The organism is Pseudomonas sp. SD17-1 (assembly GCF_029201585.1).
Classification (GTDB): domain Bacteria; phylum Pseudomonadota; class Gammaproteobacteria; order Pseudomonadales; family Pseudomonadaceae; genus Aquipseudomonas; species Aquipseudomonas palmensis.
The window spans coordinates 4428286-4444619 of the sequence record NZ_CP104044.1 but is presented as its reverse complement, the minus strand read 5'-3'; the positions used below and the strand labels follow the sequence as shown (position 1 = coordinate 4444619).

General features: G+C 66.2%; 15 protein-coding genes. 7 read left to right on the top strand and 8 right to left on the bottom strand.

Annotation, left to right across the window (positions count from 1 at the left end):
- Positions 1–4 precede the first annotated feature (4 nt).
- From N0B28_RS20210 to N0B28_RS20180, 7 genes are all read right to left on the bottom strand, one after another.
- A complete protein-coding gene (locus N0B28_RS20210; protein WP_213606169.1) occupies positions 5–2032 on the bottom strand; it encodes a c-type cytochrome in 2028 nt (675 codons plus the stop codon).
- A 176-nt stretch (positions 2033–2208) separates the two neighbouring features.
- On the bottom strand, positions 2209–4647 hold the full coding sequence (locus N0B28_RS20205) for a penicillin acylase family protein (protein ID WP_275728341.1): 2439 nt from the start codon (positions 4645–4647) through the stop codon (positions 2209–2211).
- 116 nt (positions 4648–4763) lie between these two features.
- Positions 4764–5405 (bottom strand): glutathione binding-like protein, encoded by a 642-nt coding sequence (locus N0B28_RS20200; protein ID WP_043862633.1) that lies wholly within the window; start codon positions 5403–5405, stop codon positions 4764–4766.
- A 98-nt stretch (positions 5406–5503) separates the two neighbouring features.
- Positions 5504–5710, bottom strand: coding sequence for an SEC-C metal-binding domain-containing protein (locus N0B28_RS20195; RefSeq protein ID WP_078480560.1), 207 nt, complete (start codon positions 5708–5710; stop codon positions 5504–5506).
- Between the two features lie 6 nt (positions 5711–5716).
- Positions 5717–6196 carry an LEA type 2 family protein gene (locus N0B28_RS20190; RefSeq protein WP_275728335.1) on the bottom strand — a complete coding sequence of 160 codons (480 nt, stop codon included), beginning with the start codon at positions 6194–6196 and terminating at the stop codon, positions 5717–5719.
- A gap of 2 nt (positions 6197–6198) precedes the next feature.
- Positions 6199–6675 (bottom strand): YchJ family protein, encoded by a 477-nt coding sequence (locus N0B28_RS20185; protein ID WP_043862631.1) that lies wholly within the window; start codon positions 6673–6675, stop codon positions 6199–6201.
- Between the two features lie 4 nt (positions 6676–6679).
- Positions 6680–7174, bottom strand: coding sequence for a DUF6231 family protein (locus N0B28_RS20180; protein WP_043862630.1), 495 nt, complete (start codon positions 7172–7174; stop codon positions 6680–6682).
- A gap of 159 nt (positions 7175–7333) precedes the next feature.
- Here N0B28_RS20180 and N0B28_RS20175 point away from each other — a divergent pair, with 159 nt between their 5' ends.
- The 4 genes from N0B28_RS20175 to N0B28_RS20160 all read left to right on the top strand — a co-directional run bounded on the left by N0B28_RS20175 (position 7334) and on the right by N0B28_RS20160 (position 9968).
- Entirely contained in the window at positions 7334–8026 is a 693-nt protein-coding gene (locus N0B28_RS20175) for an OmpA family protein (protein ID WP_043862629.1), read from the top strand.
- Positions 8027–8116: 90 nt separating this feature from the next.
- Positions 8117–8830 (top strand): OmpA family protein, encoded by a 714-nt coding sequence (locus N0B28_RS20170; RefSeq protein WP_054914734.1) that lies wholly within the window; start codon positions 8117–8119, stop codon positions 8828–8830.
- A gap of 111 nt (positions 8831–8941) precedes the next feature.
- Positions 8942–9217: a DUF1145 domain-containing protein gene (locus N0B28_RS20165; protein ID WP_043862627.1), complete on the top strand. Its 276-nt coding sequence runs from the start codon at positions 8942–8944 to the stop codon at positions 9215–9217.
- On the top strand, positions 9210–9968 hold the full coding sequence (locus tag N0B28_RS20160) for a hypothetical protein (RefSeq protein ID WP_043862626.1): 759 nt from the start codon (positions 9210–9212) through the stop codon (positions 9966–9968). Before N0B28_RS20165 ends, N0B28_RS20160 begins: the two co-directional genes overlap by 8 nt.
- A gap of 87 nt (positions 9969–10055) precedes the next feature.
- Here N0B28_RS20160 and N0B28_RS20155 read toward each other — a convergent pair whose 3' ends face one another.
- Positions 10056–10520 (bottom strand): CopD family protein, encoded by a 465-nt coding sequence (locus tag N0B28_RS20155; protein WP_043862625.1) that lies wholly within the window; start codon positions 10518–10520, stop codon positions 10056–10058.
- 97 nt (positions 10521–10617) lie between these two features.
- On the opposite strand from N0B28_RS20155, the gene dinG reads away from it, so the two are divergent.
- From dinG to N0B28_RS20140, 3 genes are all read left to right on the top strand, one after another.
- Positions 10618–12762 carry an ATP-dependent DNA helicase DinG gene (gene dinG / locus N0B28_RS20150; RefSeq protein ID WP_043862624.1) on the top strand — a complete coding sequence of 715 codons (2145 nt, stop codon included), beginning with the start codon at positions 10618–10620 and terminating at the stop codon, positions 12760–12762.
- 81 nt (positions 12763–12843) lie between these two features.
- Positions 12844–15030 (top strand): beta-galactosidase, encoded by a 2187-nt coding sequence (locus N0B28_RS20145; protein WP_213606164.1) that lies wholly within the window; start codon positions 12844–12846, stop codon positions 15028–15030.
- Positions 15031–15138: 108 nt separating this feature from the next.
- The gene (locus N0B28_RS20140) at positions 15139–16284 is read left to right on the top strand and encodes a serine hydrolase domain-containing protein (RefSeq protein ID WP_054914730.1); all 1146 of its coding nucleotides are present in this window, start codon (positions 15139–15141) and stop codon (positions 16282–16284) included.
- Positions 16285–16334: the final 50 nt, after the last annotated feature.

The following is a 16334-nucleotide window of genomic DNA, read 5'->3' as shown; positions in this document are numbered from 1 at the left end:
TGCTTCAGTAGCGCGCGTCTACCGGGCGCCCGCCGTTGGGCCAGTCCTTGACCTTGTCGGGGAAGTCCGGGCGTGGCTGGCTGGAGAACCAGGCCGCCACGTCCACCGCGTCCTGGTCGGACAGGCCGCCCTGGCCGAGCGGGAACTTCTCGTGCATGCCGATCGGCATGTTGCGTTTGACGAAGGCGGCCGCAGTGTAGGTGCGCGCCATGCCGGCACCGATGTTGAACGACTGCTCGCCCCACAGCGGCGGGAAGATCCAGGTGCCGTCGGCGCGGGTCAGGCCTTCGCCGTCGTTGCCATGGCACACCGCGCACTGCTGGGCATACACCTGCTTGCCGTTGTCCAGGTCGGGCTTGATCGACGGGTCGACCTTGCCTACGCCGCGCCCTGGCACCTTGTCCTCGGGCTTGGTGTTGTTCTTCATCCACTCGAAGTACGCCACCATCGCCTGCATGTCGGCCCCTTGCGGTGGCAGCGGCGAGCCGCTCATCGAGCGCCGGAAGCAGCCGTTGATGCGCTCCTCCAGGGTGATCACCTTGCCCGCCCGTGGCGCATAGCCGGGGAAGAAGGCCGATACCCCGACGAACGGCGAACCGTCGGCCACGGTGCCGGCGTTCAGGTGGCAACTGGTGCAGTTGAGCGCGTTGCCGACGTTGTCGGGCAGCAGGTCACGGGTCTGCAGGTGCAGGCGCATGCCGCGCACCACCTCATCGGCATTGCTGGCCGCCAGCAGGTCGGCCAGGCGCGGGGTCTCGAAGGTCGAGGCGTCGCGGTCCTGGGGCTTGAGCTGCTGGCGCAGCTTGGCCACCTGCGCTGCGCTGATCGCCGAGCCGTCGTTGCCCCAGCTGCTGCGCACGAACGTGAGGATCTCGGCGATCTCGGTGTCGGTCAGGCGCGAGAACCCGGGCATGGTGTACACCCGTGGGTGGGCGACGGTTTCGGCGGTCTGCCAGCCGGTCAGGGTGATGTGCAGCAGCGAGGTCGGGTTGGCCGAGGCCACGCTGGGGTTGTGCGCCAGTGGCGGGAACATGCCCGCCACGCCGGCGCCGTCCGGGCGGTGGCAGTCGCTGCAGAACTGCGTGTAGCCCAGCCCGCCGCGGCTGGTGAACAGGTTGTCCGGCGCTGGGGCAGGGGTTCGTTCCACCATCGGCATCGGCAGGTCGTCCTTGCCCGGTGGCAACGACTTGAGGTAGCGCGCGATGGCGGTGAGGTCGGCGTCGGTGAAGTGCTGGGTACTGTGGGAGATCACCTCGGCCATGTTGCCCGACACCGTGGCAAAGCGGTTCTGCCCGGTCTTGAGCAACTGCACGGTGTCGTCCACCGTCCACAGGTTGCGCAGGCTCAGGGCGCGCCAGTGCTCCACGGTCTCGCCGGCCAGGAAGTGCTGGCCGCCGCTGCCGGCGTCGTCCATGGCCTTTTCCTGGAAGGCCACGCCGCGCGGGGTATGGCAGGCGCCGCAGTGGCCCAGGCCCTGTACCAGGTAGGCGCCGCGGTTGAGCTCGTCGCTGCGGGCCGGGTCGGCCACGAAGGGTTGCTTGTCGAGAAACACCAGGTTCCACAGCGACAGGCCCCAGCGCTGGCTGAACGGAAACTTCATGTCCGCTTCCAGGTTGGGCTGGTTGACCGGCTTCACGTCCTCCATCAGGTAGGCGTACAGGTCGCGCATGTCGCCTTCGGTCATTTTCGCGTAGGAGGGGTAGGGCATGGCCGGGTACAGGTTGGTGCCGGCCGCGTTCACCCCTTCGCGCATGGCGCGGTCGAACTGCTCGAAGGTATAGCGGCCGATGCCGGTGACCTTGTCGGGGGTGATGTTGCTGGAGTAGATGGTGCCCATCGGCGTGGTCAGTTCGAGGCCGCCGGCCATCAACTCGCCGCCCTTGGCAGTGTGGCAGGCCACGCAGTCGCCCAGACGGGCAATGTAGGCGCCGCGTTCGGCTGCCGTTGCCGGGGGCGGCTCACTGGCAGACGCGGGGTACGCAAACAGCAGCGTCGAGCCAAGCATGGCCAGACGCGATACAAGAGAAGCCATCGCAATCGTCCTTTGGATGCGGCCGCAGGGGGTCCTGTAGGCACGTATCCGCAATCGTTTTTATAGGGTCATCAGACAAACCCGGTTATAGCCGATGGACGAGGGTGGCACTTTGATATGGATCAGCGCGGGGTGAGAAGGGGGCTCGCCGCCAGGGCGACGGCGAGCCGAAGGGGTTACTTGCCGGGCACCAGGGTCAGGCGCTTGCTGCCGTAGGCGCGTTCGAAGTTCTGCGGCTGCATCGGGAAGGTCACGTAGCTGCCCTTGAACCAGGCATCCAGGCCGTCGGCGAAATGCGCGCTGGCCGGGTTGCCCGACTGCCCGCTGCTGCTCACCCCCTGCAACGGCTCGGCCAGGCCGAAGTCGACTACCATGCGCATCGACGGCACCAGGCGGGCATCGAAGTCCTGGCCCCAGGCATAGGCCGAGGCGTTGAGTGTGGTGTGGTCGCCGCCGGTGGCCAGCGGGCCGCGCTTGAGCGTGTCGCCCAGGCCATAGGGTGCGCTGACGGGCCAGTGGTACTGGTGCAGCTTGCCCCATTGCCAGGCCCGGCGGTCGGTGCCCATCTGCGCTTCGCCGGCGCTGATGGCCGCGGCCAGGCTGCGGGCCAGGATCGTCGGCTTGTCCTGCTTGCCCGGGCTGTTGCGGTCGTCCCAGAACGGGCTGTCGTCGCGGCCCAGCAGGTGATCGGCCTGGGCCGAGTACGACAGCCGCGCATTGGCGACGAAGGCTTGCCAGCTCGGGCTGGTTTCAGGCCCCAGTTCATCGAGGAAGATCTGCCGGGCGCTTTGCTGCAGGAACAGTTCGTACACCGCGGCATCCGCCGATTGCGGGCTCAGGCGCCCGTCGAACGCCATCAGCCGGGTGTAGGCCTCGCGGGCGCGGGCCTTCTGCTCGGCGGGCAGGGCGTCGATGGCCTGCTTGAGCGGCTGGGCCATGCCGGGTGCTTCGAACATGGCCTTGAGCTTGGCGGCGAACAGGGTGGTCTGGTCGTACTGCATGGCGATCAGGCTGCGGCTGTCGTGCTTGCCGTTGCCGGCCAGCTGCGCCAGGCGTTCGGCACGCTCGGGGTAGTACCAGCTGTTGGACAGTTGCAGGCCATAGCCCTTGGGAATGCTGCGCTGGTTGGCATTGCCCAGCCAGCCTTGCGGCGGGTCCTGGTCGTAGGGGTGGAGCATGGCGTCGGCGTAGCCATCCCAGTCATAGCGCCCGTCGGCACCTGGGGAGGGCAGCAGGCCCTGGCCTTCGCGGCGGTTGGGGTAGCGGCCGGTAACCTGCCAGCCCACGTTGGCGGCGTCGGCGAACACCAGGTTCAGCGCGGCGGCGCCGATTTCGCGGCTGGCGTCGAAGGCACGTTCGACGCTCTGTGCCCGCGACAGGTCGAAGAACGCATCAAGGCTCTTGTCGCCCTTGAGTTCGGGCATCTTCAGGGCCAGGCCGAGGCTGCCCTGGGTGCCGGTCAGCAGGGCGCCGTGGCGGGTTTCGTAAAGGGTTTCGCGTTGCGGGCGCTGGCCCTTGACGAAGTAGGTCTCGTTGCGCGCCTGCACCGGCTGCCAGCGGCCGTCGACTTCATAGAGCACGCGGTTGCCTTCGCGCTTGAGTTTTTCCAGGTACAGGTCCTGGTTGTCGCCCATTGCCGCGCTGCTGCTCCAGGCCAGCTTGCCGTTGAAGCCGGACAGCACGAACGGCAGGCCGGCCAGGCTGAAGCCGGCGGCCTGGTATTTGGTGGTACGTACCTGCACCGGGCTCAAGACCCAGGCGCCCTGGCTGTCGCTGGCCAGCAGGCTGCGGCCGCTGCGGCTGCGCTGCGGGGCGATGGCCCAGTTGCTCGACGCCGGGGTGCCCAGCAGGTTGAGCGCGGCCAGTTGCTCGCTGACCTTGTTCAGTGTGGCCAGGCCCGGCAGCTGGCTGCCCGGGTTCAAACCCTTGAGCTTGTCGGCTTCGGCCATGGCCAGCGGTTCGTCCGGGTAGCTGGGCAGCAGCCACGGCAGTGTGTCGGCACCGACTTTCTGCGCCAGGGTCAGTGCGGCGATTTCTTCCTGCAGGTTCACCGACTGGCTGAAGCTGTACAGGCTGAAGATCAGCGCCGAATCTTCAGGCTTCCAGTACTCGGGGCGGTAGCCGCTCTGGGCCAACGGGGCCGGCAGGCGGTCGCGGTAGCGGAACAGGTAGGCGTTGACCCCGCGTGCGTACACCTCGAAGAAGCGCTTGAGGCGCGGCGAGGCGTCGGCGTAGAGGTCGCTGGCGTTCTTTTTCAGGTTGACCGCGCGCATGAAGCGGTCGACCTCCAGCGCATCCGGGCCGGCCATCTCGGCCAGGCGCCCCTGGGCCAGCAGGCGCATGCCGACCATCTGCCCGATGCGATCGCCGGCGTGCACATAGCCCAGGGTGAACAGCGCATCGTGGAAGCTGCTGCTCTCGATCAGCGGCATGCCCAGGGCGTTGCGCCGCACCGAGACGTTCTGTGCCAGCCCCTTGAGCGGTTGCACGCCGCTGGTGGGGATGACGCTGTCCTGATGGTTGCCCAGTTGGCAACCGCCCAGGCTGAGCAGCCCGAGCAGGGTCGCGGCGACGCCGAACCGGGGTAGAACGGGGGAAAGGGCTGGCGAGGCCATGGGCAAGGCTCCTGCAGGGGATGGCGCTAAAAGGCGCTACGTTAGTGAGCGCGATCACGCCATGCAAGCGGGGGCGCGGGCTTTATTTTCAAAGTACCGCGCGGCCTTGTCGTGGTTCAGGCTGGCGGCGGGTTGATCTGCTCGACCAGGGCGTAGGCGCGCTGTGTGGCGGGGCGTGCCTGGATGCGCTGGAACCAGCCTTTGAGGGCCGGGAAGTCGTCCAGGTTCTGCTGCTGCCAGGTGTGCGAAACGATCCACGGGTAGATCGCCATGTCGGCGATGCTGTAGTCGTTGCCGGCGACGAATGGTCGGTCGGCCAGGCGCTTGTTCAGTACCCCGTACAGGCGCGCGGTTTCGTCCACGTAGCGCTTGATGGCGTAGGGGATCTTCTCGGGGGCGAAGCGGTTGAAGTGGTGGTTCTGCCCGGCCATCGGGCCCAGGCCGCCCATTTGCCAGAACAGCCATTGCAGGGCCTCCTGGCGGCCGCGCAGGTCCTTGGGAATGAACTGCCCGGTTTTTTCGGCGAGGTAGAGCAGGATGGCCCCGGACTCGAACAGCGACAGCGGCTGGCCGTCGGCGGTGTCGTGGTCGACGATGGCCGGGATGCGGTTGTTGGGGGCGATTTTCAGAAAGTCTTCGGCAAATTGCTCGCCCTTGCCGATGTTGATCGGGTGAAGGGTGTAGGGCAGGCCGGTCTCTTCGAGAAACAGGGTGATCTTGTGGCCGTTGGGGGTGGTCCAGTAATACAGGTCGATCATGGTCACGCTCCGTTTGATGGTCGTCTGCTGGAACTGTGCTTGATGTCGAGGCGCAACGTGTGTGGGAGCGGGTCAGGCCCGCTCCCACAGGGGAGGCATCAGGCCCCGTGGCACTTCTTGAACTTCTTGCCGTTGCCGCATGGGCAAGGGTCGTTGCGGCCAACGTCCTTCAGGGCATTGCGCGCAGGTTCCTGAGGGGCATGGTTGCAGTGCGGGCCATGCACATGGCCGTGGTCATGATCATGCGCGTGATGGTCATGATCGTGATTGCAGTCGGGGCCATGAACGTGGGGTTGCTGGGTCATCGAGGGTTACTCCGGAATGAGATCGGCGGGAATTATCTCACCCTTGCGCAACAAGTGCAGGTCGTGGGCAAAGAATAATCCGGTGCTCAGCTCACCCTCCAGGCGATAGGGGATGGCCTGATCGGGGCGCTTGAGCAGCTTGGCGATGGGCTTGAGCTGGCGCCACAGGTTGGTACGCACCGGTACCTGGATGGTGCGCCGACTGTGCGCGTCCACCCGAAACCACTGGCCGTGGTCGCCTTCGACCAGCAACAGGTCGGCCAGGTACACCGCGTAATGCAGGTTGCGCACCTGCAGGGTGCTGTCGTTGGGATTGTCGATGCGAAAGTGCAGGATGAACTCCTGCTGCATCAGCCGCGCCTTTACTGTCTCGACCCGCACCAGGTGCACGCCGGGGTCCTGGTAGCTGTCGCCCCACCAGCTGGCGCAGCCCGCCAGATTCATCAGCAGCAGGCCGATGAGCAGCCGACGGGCGCAGGTGGTCATGACTAATGGCTCATGTAGCTGGCGCAGCACTTCTTGAACTTCTGCCCGCTGGCGCATGGGCAGGCGTCGTTGCGCCCGGCCTTGAGGCCCACCGTGGGGTCGATGAAGTACCAGTGCCCGCCGTTGTGCACGAAGGCCGAGCGCTCGCGGTGGCTGTGCTCGCCGTCGTTGTCGTGCCAGCGCGCCGTGAAGGTGACGAACGCGTGATCGGGCTGGCCGCCGAACACCTCGGCGCTCTCGACCTCCAGGCCCAGCCAGGTGCTTTGCGCGCTCCAGGCGGCAATGCCGGCGCGATCCAGCCCGGCCTGCTGCACCGGCAGGGTGGTCTTGATCAGGTAATCCACCAGCCCCAGCACATAGGCGCTGTAGCGCGAGCGCATCAGCGTCTGTGCATCGGGCGCCGGGTGGCCGGCATGATAATGCCCGCAGCAGGCATCGAGCAGGTTACCGCTGCCGCACGGGCAAACCGAGACACTCATTGCATCACCACCAGTACTTTCCAAAATTTTGCGGGTTGGCCCAGAACTTGGCGTTGAGCCAGTCGGGTACCTGTTTGTAGTCACGTAGATCATAGGTGAACAGGTTCAATACCTGCTCGTCACGTTGAAAACGCTCGCTGTCCTGCAGCGCCAGTGCGTAGAAGTCGGTGTCGCGCCAGCCGCTGGCCGCAAGGTCGACCAGCACCGCCACGCGGCTGGCGTTGAGGTTACGAATGCCGCCGAGCAGTTGCAGGCCCTGCTGGTTGCTCAGGTGTTCCAGGCAGTCCACCAGCACCGCCAGGTCGAAACGCTGCGCGGCAAGCTCGGCCGGCAGCGCGCCGGGGCGGGCCACGGCGATCTGCGCCTGCGGGTGCGCGGCGGCGAAGGCCTCCAGTGCCGGAAACGACGTGCCCACCAGCAACAGGCGTTGCGGGGCATGGTGCTCCAGCAGGGCGGCGAGGGCCTGCTGGGGCGTGCGCGAAGAAAAACGGTCAGTCATCGAAGCTCCTCGTTAATGCGTCAAGACTAGCCGGCCCGCGACGCAAGGCATAGAGGCACGCGCAAAGCGCCATGGCTTATTGCTGGCGCAGATGGAATCACCGGTCTTTACTCCCAGAGCATCGGTTTTGCACCGATTCCCCCTAGGAGACGCGACAAAATGAGCATAGTTCGCACAGCATTGCCTCTGGTTCTGCTAACCAGCGTATTGACTGGTTGTGCAGGTTTGCAAAAAACCGACTGGCCGAAGTGTGCCGCCGTCGGGGGCGTTGGCGGTGCCGCCCTGGGCGCCATCGAAAGCTCCAGCTGGGCCGGCTGGGGCGCGCTGCTCGGCGGCGGTCTGGCGGCCGGTTACTGCTGGGCCCATGGCGACGGCGACGAAGACGGTGATGGCGTACCGGACAGCCGTGACAAGTGCCCGGGCACCCCGCGTGGCGTTCAGGTCGATGCCAACGGCTGCCCGCCGGAGCCGGTCGCGGTGGTCGAGGAAGTCGTGGTGGTCAAGGAAGAGGTCATCGTGATCCGCGATGTGCTGTTCGAGTTCGACTCGGCCAGGCTCACCACGGCCGACAAACTGCGCCTGGACAAGATCGCCACGCGCCTCAAGGCCGAAGCCCCGAGCGCACGCCTGAGCGTCACCGGGCACACCGACAGCCGCGGCAGCGATGCCTACAACCAGAAACTCTCGGAGCGCCGCGCCCATTCGGTGACCGACTACCTGGTCGAGAGCGGCATTGCGCGCAGCAGTTTCGTTTCGGTGCAGGGCGCCGGTGAAACCCAGCCGGTGGCAGACAACAACACCGCCGACGGACGCGCGATGAACCGCCGCGTGGAAATTCGCATCGATCGCTGAAGCCCTTGCGCCCCGCGGCTTGTGAAGTGTCGCGGGCGCGTCTTTACTCCTGTGTGACCGGTACTGGCCGGTGACACAGGAGCATTCCCCATGAATGTAATCACCAAGGCTGCGCTGCCCGTGCTCGTGGTCGCCAGCCTGCTGTCCGGTTGCGCCACCCACAGCGATGGCAGCGCCCCGTTGAACCAAAGAACCTGGCCCCTATGCAGCCTGCTGGGCGGCGCCGTGGGTGGCGGCCTGGGCGCCATCGAAAGCTCTGCCTGGGCCGGTGGCGGCGCGGCGCTGGGTGCCATCGCCGGTGGCCTGATCTGCTTTGCCCAGGACGGTGACGAAGACGGCGATGGCGTGTTCGACCGCCGCGACCGCTGCCCCGATACCCCGCCCAACACCCCGGTGAGCCACAACGGTTGCCCGTTGCCCCAATACCCGCCGAGCGAGAAGGCCCCGGCGCCTGAGCCCGAGGTGATCACCCTCAACGACCAGGGCAGCGTGATGTTCGCCTACGACTCGGCCGAACTCACCCCGGCCGCCCAGCAGCAGTTGCGTACCCTGACCGGCAAGCTCAATGACCCGAGCGTGGCCAGCATCAAGGTGATCGGACACACCGACAGCCGTGGCAGCGATGCCTACAACCAGGCGTTGTCCGAGCGGCGTGCCAGCAGCGTGGCCGAGTACCTGATCAGCCAAGGCCTGGCACCGCAGAAAATCACCAGCCAGGGGCGTGGCGAGCGCGAGCCGATTGCCGACAACGAAACCGATGCGGGCCGCGCGCAGAATCGCCGGGTCGAATTGCACCTCAATTGATCGACAGCGGGGCTGGCATCCGGAGGGTGCCAGCCGGTAATGTGGCGTGCAGTGCCTGTGTCGCGTAAGCGGGCCGCCAAACAAGAAAACGCAACAACAAGGGGCGCGGGTATGAAGGCGTTGTGGGGGCTGGGCAAGGCCCTGACGGTAGTGTTCTGGTGGGTGGTACTGGTGAATCTGCTGATGCCGGCAGACAAGCCGTTCCACCAGCTGATCAACCTCGCGGGGGCCATGCTGCTGGTGCTGCACGTGCTCGAGGTGCTGATGTTCAACGGACGGTTGCGTGAGCGCAGCCATCGCTGGTTCGACCGTTTGCAGATTCTGCTGGTCGGCATCTTTCATATCCAATCGATACCGGCCCCGCGCCAGGAGGCTGGTCATGCGTAAGGTCGTGTTGTTGGCAGCACTGTTCAGCCCGTTGGCCCTGGCCGATGCGATCAGCGTGGCGGCGCACTCGGTGCTGCGCCTGCCGAACAAGGCCAGCGTGGTGCACCTGCAGCGCCTGGAGGTGGCGGATTCGGCCACCCTGGTGTTGCCGGCGAGCCTGGTGGAATTGAAGGTGGATGAGCTGCACCTGGGCAACCAGGCGCGCATTGCCATCGTGCCGGCCGAGCATGCGCTGAGCATGGAAGTGGCCCAGGCGCAGTTGGGCCAGGGCAGTGAGATTGCTGCCCACGGTGCGCCGGGTACCTATGAGCGGGTCGCCAGGCCCGGACGTGACCTGAGCTTGCGCATTCAGGCGCTGGAGGCTTCAGAACTGGCCATCGACGCCCGTGGCGGCGCGGGGGCACCGGGGTATGTGGGGCTCGATGGCGGTAACGGCAAGGCGGGTGGTTGCACCTGGGGCCAGGCCAGCCGTGGCGCCAATGGCGACAACGGTGGCGATGGCCATGACGGGGCGCCCGGAGGCCGGGTGCGCCTGGCACTGCCTGCCAGCTTCCCGGCCGAGCAGATCAAGGTCAGGCTCGACGGCGGTGCGCCGGGGCTGGCAGGTGCGCCGGGCAAGCCGGGCGCAGGCGGGGCCAGCAAGGGTTGCCTGGTGTACCGCACCGATGCAGGGGCGACGGGAAGACCCGGGCAGCCCGGGCAACCGGGGGCAGCCGGGGCTGACGGGGAGCTGATTCTTCAGCGCCTCTGATCTTCAGGGCCGCTTCGCCGGCCAGGTCGGCTCCTGCAGGCAAACGTGGCCTTTGCAGGAGCCCGCCTTGCTGGCGAAGCGATCACCTCACACCAGCAGCCGGCTCGACGCCACCAGCACCACCGCAATACCCAGCAGCAGATTGATCCCCACCAGGCGCCGAATGCGCCCGAGCACTGCGGCCCCGGCGGGCCAGTCCTGCGCCTTCACCGCCTTGCGCAACTCTGGCAGCAGCAGCGCCTGGATTCTCAGAAACAGCGCAAACATCGCAATCCCTGCGCCAATCATCACCTGCACATAACGTGGCGCAGTCTCGAACCCCGAGAAGCGCATGTGCATCATGCCAACGCCGGTGATCGCCAGCACCGCGACCGCAACCCAGACCCACACGAAAAAACGTTGAAACACTTCTACCCACAGCGTCAGCCGTGAAGGGCCGTCAAGCGCGGCCACCATGGCCGGGCGCAGGATCAGCCAGGCGAAGAACATGCCGCCCACCCAGATCAGGGCGGCCAGCAAATGCAGGCTGTAGGGGATGGCAAAGGCGGTCATCGGGAACTCCATTCGGCGCAAGGGGCAATAGCGGGGTATGATAGCGACCCATTCGAAACACTGAAAATTTATCCAGCCCTCCGGGCGCCCCGACACCATGATCAGCAACGAACTCAAATCCCAGATTCAGGGCGCCTATTCGCGTTTTCTCGAAGCCAAGAGCCTCAAGCCCCGCTACGGCCAGCGTCTGATGATCGCCGAAGTGGCCAAGGTGCTGGGCGACATCGCCGTGGACGACGAAGGCCGCCGCAGCGGCGAGCCCGCCGTGGTCGCGGTCGAGGCCGGCACCGGTACCGGCAAGACGGTGGCCTACAGCCTCGCCTCGATTCCCGCGGCCAAGGCTGCTGGCAAGCGCCTGGTGATCGCCACCGCCACCGTGGCCCTGCAGGAACAGATCGTGTTCAAGGACCTGCCGGACCTGATGCGCAACAGTGGCCTGAACTTCAGCTTCGCCCTGGCCAAGGGGCGTGGTCGCTACCTGTGCCTGTCCAAGCTCGACCTGCTGCTGCAGGAAGGCCACGCCCAGACCGCCACCGCGCAGCTGTTCGAGGAGGAGGGCTTTCGCATCGAGGTGGACGAGGCCAGTCAGAAGCTGTTCACCAGCATGATCGAGAAGCTGGCCGGCAACAAATGGGACGGCGACCGCGACAGCTGGCCACAGGCCCTGGAAGACCAGGACTGGTCGCGCCTGACCACCGACCACAGCCAGTGCACCGGCCGCCACTGCCCCAACTTCGGGCAGTGCACCTTCTACAAGGCCCGCGAGGGCATGGGCAAGGTCGACGTGATCGTCACCAACCACGACATGGTGCTGGCCGACCTGGCCCTGGGCGGCGGCGCCGTGCTGCCCGACCCGCGCGACACCATCTATGTGTTCGACGAAGGCCATCACCTGCCCGACAAGGCCATCGGCCATTTTGCCCATTACACCCGCCTGCGCTCGACCGCCGACTGGCTCGAGCAGACCGCCAAGAACCTGGCCAAGCTGCTGGCGCAGAACCCGTTGCCGGGCGACCTGGGCAAGTACATCGAGCAGGTGCCGGAACTGGCCCGCGAGATCAAGGCCCAGCAGCAGTTCATGTTCAGCGCCTGCGAGCAGGTGGCGGAGTTTCGCCCGGGCGAAGACATGGAAGGTCGCGAACGCCCGCGCTATCGCTTCGTCGGCGGCGTGGTGCCCGAGCACATGCGCGAGATGGGCATCGAACTGAAAAAGGGCTTTTCGCGCCTGACCGACCTGTTCACCCGACTCACCGACCTGCTCAAGGAAGGCATGGACGCCGAAGTCAGCATCGGCATCCCCAGCCACCAGGCCGAGGAGTGGTACCCGTTGTTCGGCAGCCTGCAGACCCGTGCCCAGGGCAACTGGGAGCTGTGGACCGCCTTTACCGCCGAAGACCCGGAAGACAGCCCGCCGATGGCGCGCTGGCTGACCCTGGCCGAAAGCGGTGCGCTGTTCGATATCGAGGTCAACGCCAGCCCGATCCTGGCGGCCGAGATGCTGCGCCGCAACCTGTGGAACGTCGCCCATGGCGCCCTGGTGACCTCGGCCACCCTGACCGCGCTGGGCAAGTTCGATCGCTTTCGCATGCGCGCCGGGCTGCCCAAGCTGGCCGTCACGGCGGTGGTGCCCAGCCCGTTCCACCACGTGGATGCGGGCGTGCTGCGCGTGCCGGACCTGCGTGCCGACCCGCGCGATGCTCCGGCGCATACCGCCGCGATCATCCGCGACCTGCCCGAGCTGGTGGAAGGCTCGCGTGGCTCGCTGGTGCTGTTCTCGTCGCGCAAGCAGATGCAGGACGTGTTCGACGGCCTGGACCGCGACTGGCGCAAGCAGGTGTTCATCCAGGGCAACCTGTCCAAGCAGGAAACCCTCAACAAGCACAAGGCGCGCGTCGACGGCGGTGACTCCAGCGTGCTGTTCGGCCTGGCCAGCTTTGCCGAAGGGGTCGACCTGCCGGGTGCTTACTGCGAGCACGTGGTCATCGCCAAGATTCCCTTCGCGGTGCCGGACGACCCGGTCGAGGCGGCCCTGGCCGAGTGGATCGAGGCCCGTGGCGGCAACCCGTTCATGGAGATCGCCGTGCCGGATGCCTCGCTGCGCCTGATCCAGGCCTGCGGGCGCCTGCTGCGTACCGAACAGGACCGCGGCACCATCACCCTGCTTGACCGGCGCGTGGTCACCCAGCGCTACGGCAAGGCTATCCTCAATGCGCTGCCGCCGTTTCGCCGGGAAATTTCCTGAGCGGCACAGCGCTTTGCAGTGCCCCGTTGTCTATTGCACAGATCAAGGCCCGCAAGGGCCATCAAGGAGAACTCCAGCCCTATGTTGCGCCGTACCCTGCCTGCCGTGATTGCACTGTTGTTCAGCTCGCCGCTGCTGGCCGGGCAACAGACGCTGTTCAACTTCGTTCGCCCGGCCGCGGTGGTCAATGTGGTGACCGAAGATGCCAGCCTGCCGCAGTACAATGCGGAGCAGACAGCCGAGGGCGAGGTACTGCGGCGCGTGGTGTTCAACCCCGTGGAGCGCCCGAGCCTGCGCCTTAGCCCGCAGACCGGGGTGTGGGACTGGACGGGCGCTACCGCGCTGACCTTGCGCATGCAGAGCGCCATGGACTGGGCGCTGAGCGTCGACGTGACGGTGCTCAGCAGCGACGGCAGTACCCTCACCAGCCGCATCGACCTGCCGGCCGGCCCGGCACAGACCGTAATGGTACCGCTGACCGCCAGCTCGCCGCTCACCCAGGGCATGCGCGTCGGTCCGCCGATGCCGTTCCGTCATCAGGGCCAGCGGGTGCTGCTGACTAGCAGCGAGGGCAAGGCCGACCTCAAGCAGGTGGTATCGGTCACGCTGTCGATGCCCAGGCCCAAGGTGGCGCAGAGTCTGCTGATCGAGCGCTTTGGCGTGCAGGACGACGACGTGCTGCAAAAGGCCGCCTATGCCGGCCTCATCGACGGTTATGGGCAGTCCACCCGTGGTCGCTGGCCCGAAAAGATCAGCAGTGACGACCAGCTCAAGGCGGCTGCCCAGCGCGAGCAGCAGCAGCTCAAGGGCTGGCTGGACGAGCGCAGCAAGCTCAAGCTGGACACGTTCGGCGGCCTGCTTGGCGCTGAGGCATTCGAGGCCAAGGGGTTCTTTCGCACCGAAAAGCGTGAGGGTCGCTGGTTTCTGGTCACGCCGCTGGGGCATCCGTTCTACTCGCTGGGGGTCAATGCCGTGGCGGCCGATGGCGGTCGCACCTACGTGGAAGGGCGCGAGTCGATGTTCACCGCCTTGCCCGAGGCGCAGACCCCGCTGGCGCAGTACTACGGCCAGGGCGACAACCTGGACGGCAACGGTTCTTCCCAGGGGCGCGGTTTCGGCAAGGGGCGCTGGTTCGACTTCTACGCCGCCAACCTGGGCCGTGGCCACGCCACGCCGACGTTCGACCAGGCGCGCTGGCAGGGCCAGAGCCTGGATCGCCTGCAGGCCTGGGGTTTCAACACCCTGGGCAACTGGAGCGACAACGGCCTGCAGAGCGAACGCCTGCCCTACACCCTGCCGTTGTCCATCGGCGGCGACTACACCAGCATCAGCACGGGGGTGGACTGGTGGGGTGCGATGCCCGACCCGTTCGACCCGCGCTTTGCCATGGCCACCGAACGTGCTGTGGCGATTGCCGCGCGCGACCATCGCGACGATCCGTGGCTGATTGGCTATTTCGCCGACAACGAGCTGGCCTGGGCGGTGCCGGGTAATGAACCGAAGCAGCGTTATGCGCTGGCCTACGGCACCTTGCGCCTGACCACCGACTCGCCGGCCAAGCGTGCCTTTCTCAAGCAGCTGCGCGACAAGTACCGCAACCAGGAAGGCCTGTCCAAGGCGTGGGGCATCGAACTGACGGCGTGGGAACTGATGGAGGACCCGGGTTTCGAGCCGCCGCTGCCCGACCCCGCGCACCCGGAAATCGAGGCCGACTTCAAGTATTTCCAGCGGGTGTTTGCCGAGACCTACTTCAAGACCATCTCCGACTCGCTGAAATGGCATGCGCCCAATCACCTGCTGCTGGGTGGGCGGTTTGCGGTGAGTACGCCTGAAGCGGTGGCGGCGTGTGCCAAGTACTGTGATGTGGTGAGCTTCAATGTGTATGCACCCACGCCGCAGGATGGCTACGACTTTGCCCAGCTCAATGCGCTGGACAAGCCGGTGCTGGTGTCGGAGTTCCAGTTTGGCTCGCGTGATCGTGGGCCGTTCGGGCCGGGGCCGATGGAAGTGGCGCGTGAGGAGGACCGTGGGCCGGCCTATGCGAACTTCGTCAAGGCGGCCTTGAAGGAGCCTTCGATTGTGGGAGTGCACTGGTTCCAGTACCTGGATCAGCCGGCCAGCGGGCGTTTGCTCGATGGCGAGAATGGGCATTTCGGCTTGGTGGGGATTACCGACGTGCCGTTTCAGGGGTTTGTGGAGAGTGTGCGCAAGAGCAATCTTGGGGTGGTGGAGCAACTGAACAAGCCGCTGGTAATGCCGGCACGGTAGGCGCCTGAGAGCGCAAGGGGACCGCCTGGCTTTGCGGTGTTCCCAAAAACCTCCAGTGCTGGAACAATGCCAGCCATTTTGTGGCGCAGTACGGCGGGGTAATTACGGGTGCAGATTCAAGGTCATTACGAACTCCAGTTCGAGGCGGTACGCGAAGCCTTCGCAGCACTTTTCGATGATCCCCAGGAACGCGGCGCCGCACTGTGCATCCAGGTCGGTGGCGAAACGGTCCTCGACCTCTGGGCCGGCACCGCCGACAAGGACGGCCAGCAAGCCTGGCACAGCGATACCATCGCCAACCTGTTCTCCTGCACAAAAACCTTCACCGCCGTCACCGCCCTGCAACTGGTGGCCGAAGGCAAGCTGGCGCTGGATGCACCGGTCGCTCGCTACTGGCCAGAATTTGCCCAGGCCGGCAAGAGCTCGGTAACCCTGCGCCAACTGCTGTGCCACCAGGCCGGCCTGCCGGCGATCCGCCAGTTGCTGCCCGCCGAAGCCCTGTACGACTGGCAGACCATGGTCGACACCCTGGCCGCCGAAGCCCCCTGGTGGACCCCCGGCACCGCCCACGGCTACGCCGCGATCACCTACGGCTGGCTGCTGGGCGAGCTGATTCGCCGCGCCGACGGCCGCGGCCCGGGCGAGTCGATCGTGGCGCGCACCGCCAGGCCCCTGGGGCTGGATTTCCATGTGGGACTGGACGATGAAGAGTTCTACCGTGTCGCGCACATCGCCCGGGGCAAAGGCAACCCGGGTGACGAGGCAGCCAAGCGGCTGCTGCAGGTGACGATGCGTGAGCCCGAGGCGTTGTCCACCCGCGCCTTCACCAACCCGCCAGCCATCCTGACCAGTACCAACAAGCCTGAGTGGCGACGCATGCAGCAACCGGCGGCCAACGGCCACGGCAACGCACGCAGCCTGGCCGGGTTCTATGCCGGGCTGCTGGACGGCAGCCTGCTGGAATCGGAACTGCTCGACGAACTGACCCGCGAACACAGCCTAGGCCAGGACATGACCCTGCTGACCCAGACCCGCTTCGGCCTGGGCTGCATGCTTGATCAGCCACAGGTGCCCAACGCCACGTTCGGGCTGGGCGCCAAGGCTTTCGGACACCCGGGGGCCGGCGGCTCGGTCGGTTTTGCCGATCCGGAACACGACGTGGCCTTTGGCTTTGTCACCAATACCCTGGGCCCGTATGTCCTGATGGACCCGCGGGCACAGAAACTGGTTCGGGTGCTGGCCGGCTGCCTTTGATCGGGTAAGTCCCTGCAACCGGAACCCATTGTCTATTCTGGATTCCAACA

Bases quoted from the DNA above. Each gene is read 5' to 3' on its own strand.
- N0B28_RS20185 (WP_043862631.1), bottom strand. From the start codon at position 6,675: ATGAGTGTCTCGGTTTGCCCGTGCGGCAGCGGTAACCTGCTCGATGCC.
- N0B28_RS20155 (WP_043862625.1), bottom strand. From the start codon at position 10,520: ATGACCGCCTTTGCCATCCCCTACAGCCTGCATTTGCTGGCCGCCCTG.
- N0B28_RS20210 (WP_213606169.1), bottom strand. From the start codon at position 2,032: ATGGCTTCTCTTGTATCGCGTCTGGCCATGCTTGGCTCGACGCTGCTG.
- N0B28_RS20175 (WP_043862629.1), top strand. From the start codon at position 7,334: ATGAGCATAGTTCGCACAGCATTGCCTCTGGTTCTGCTAACCAGCGTA.
- N0B28_RS20195 (WP_078480560.1), bottom strand. From the start codon at position 5,710: ATGACCCAGCAACCCCACGTTCATGGCCCCGACTGCAATCACGATCAT.
- N0B28_RS20145 (WP_213606164.1), top strand. From the start codon at position 12,844: ATGTTGCGCCGTACCCTGCCTGCCGTGATTGCACTGTTGTTCAGCTCG.
- N0B28_RS20190 (WP_275728335.1), bottom strand. From the start codon at position 6,196: ATGACCACCTGCGCCCGTCGGCTGCTCATCGGCCTGCTGCTGATGAAT.
- N0B28_RS20160 (WP_043862626.1), top strand. From the start codon at position 9,210: ATGCGTAAGGTCGTGTTGTTGGCAGCACTGTTCAGCCCGTTGGCCCTG.
- N0B28_RS20165 (WP_043862627.1), top strand. From the start codon at position 8,942: ATGAAGGCGTTGTGGGGGCTGGGCAAGGCCCTGACGGTAGTGTTCTGG.
- N0B28_RS20205 (WP_275728341.1), bottom strand. From the start codon at position 4,647: ATGGCCTCGCCAGCCCTTTCCCCCGTTCTACCCCGGTTCGGCGTCGCC.
- dinG (WP_043862624.1), top strand. From the start codon at position 10,618: ATGATCAGCAACGAACTCAAATCCCAGATTCAGGGCGCCTATTCGCGT.
- N0B28_RS20180 (WP_043862630.1), bottom strand. From the start codon at position 7,174: ATGACTGACCGTTTTTCTTCGCGCACGCCCCAGCAGGCCCTCGCCGCC.
- N0B28_RS20200 (WP_043862633.1), bottom strand. From the start codon at position 5,405: ATGATCGACCTGTATTACTGGACCACCCCCAACGGCCACAAGATCACC.
- N0B28_RS20170 (WP_054914734.1), top strand. From the start codon at position 8,117: ATGAATGTAATCACCAAGGCTGCGCTGCCCGTGCTCGTGGTCGCCAGC.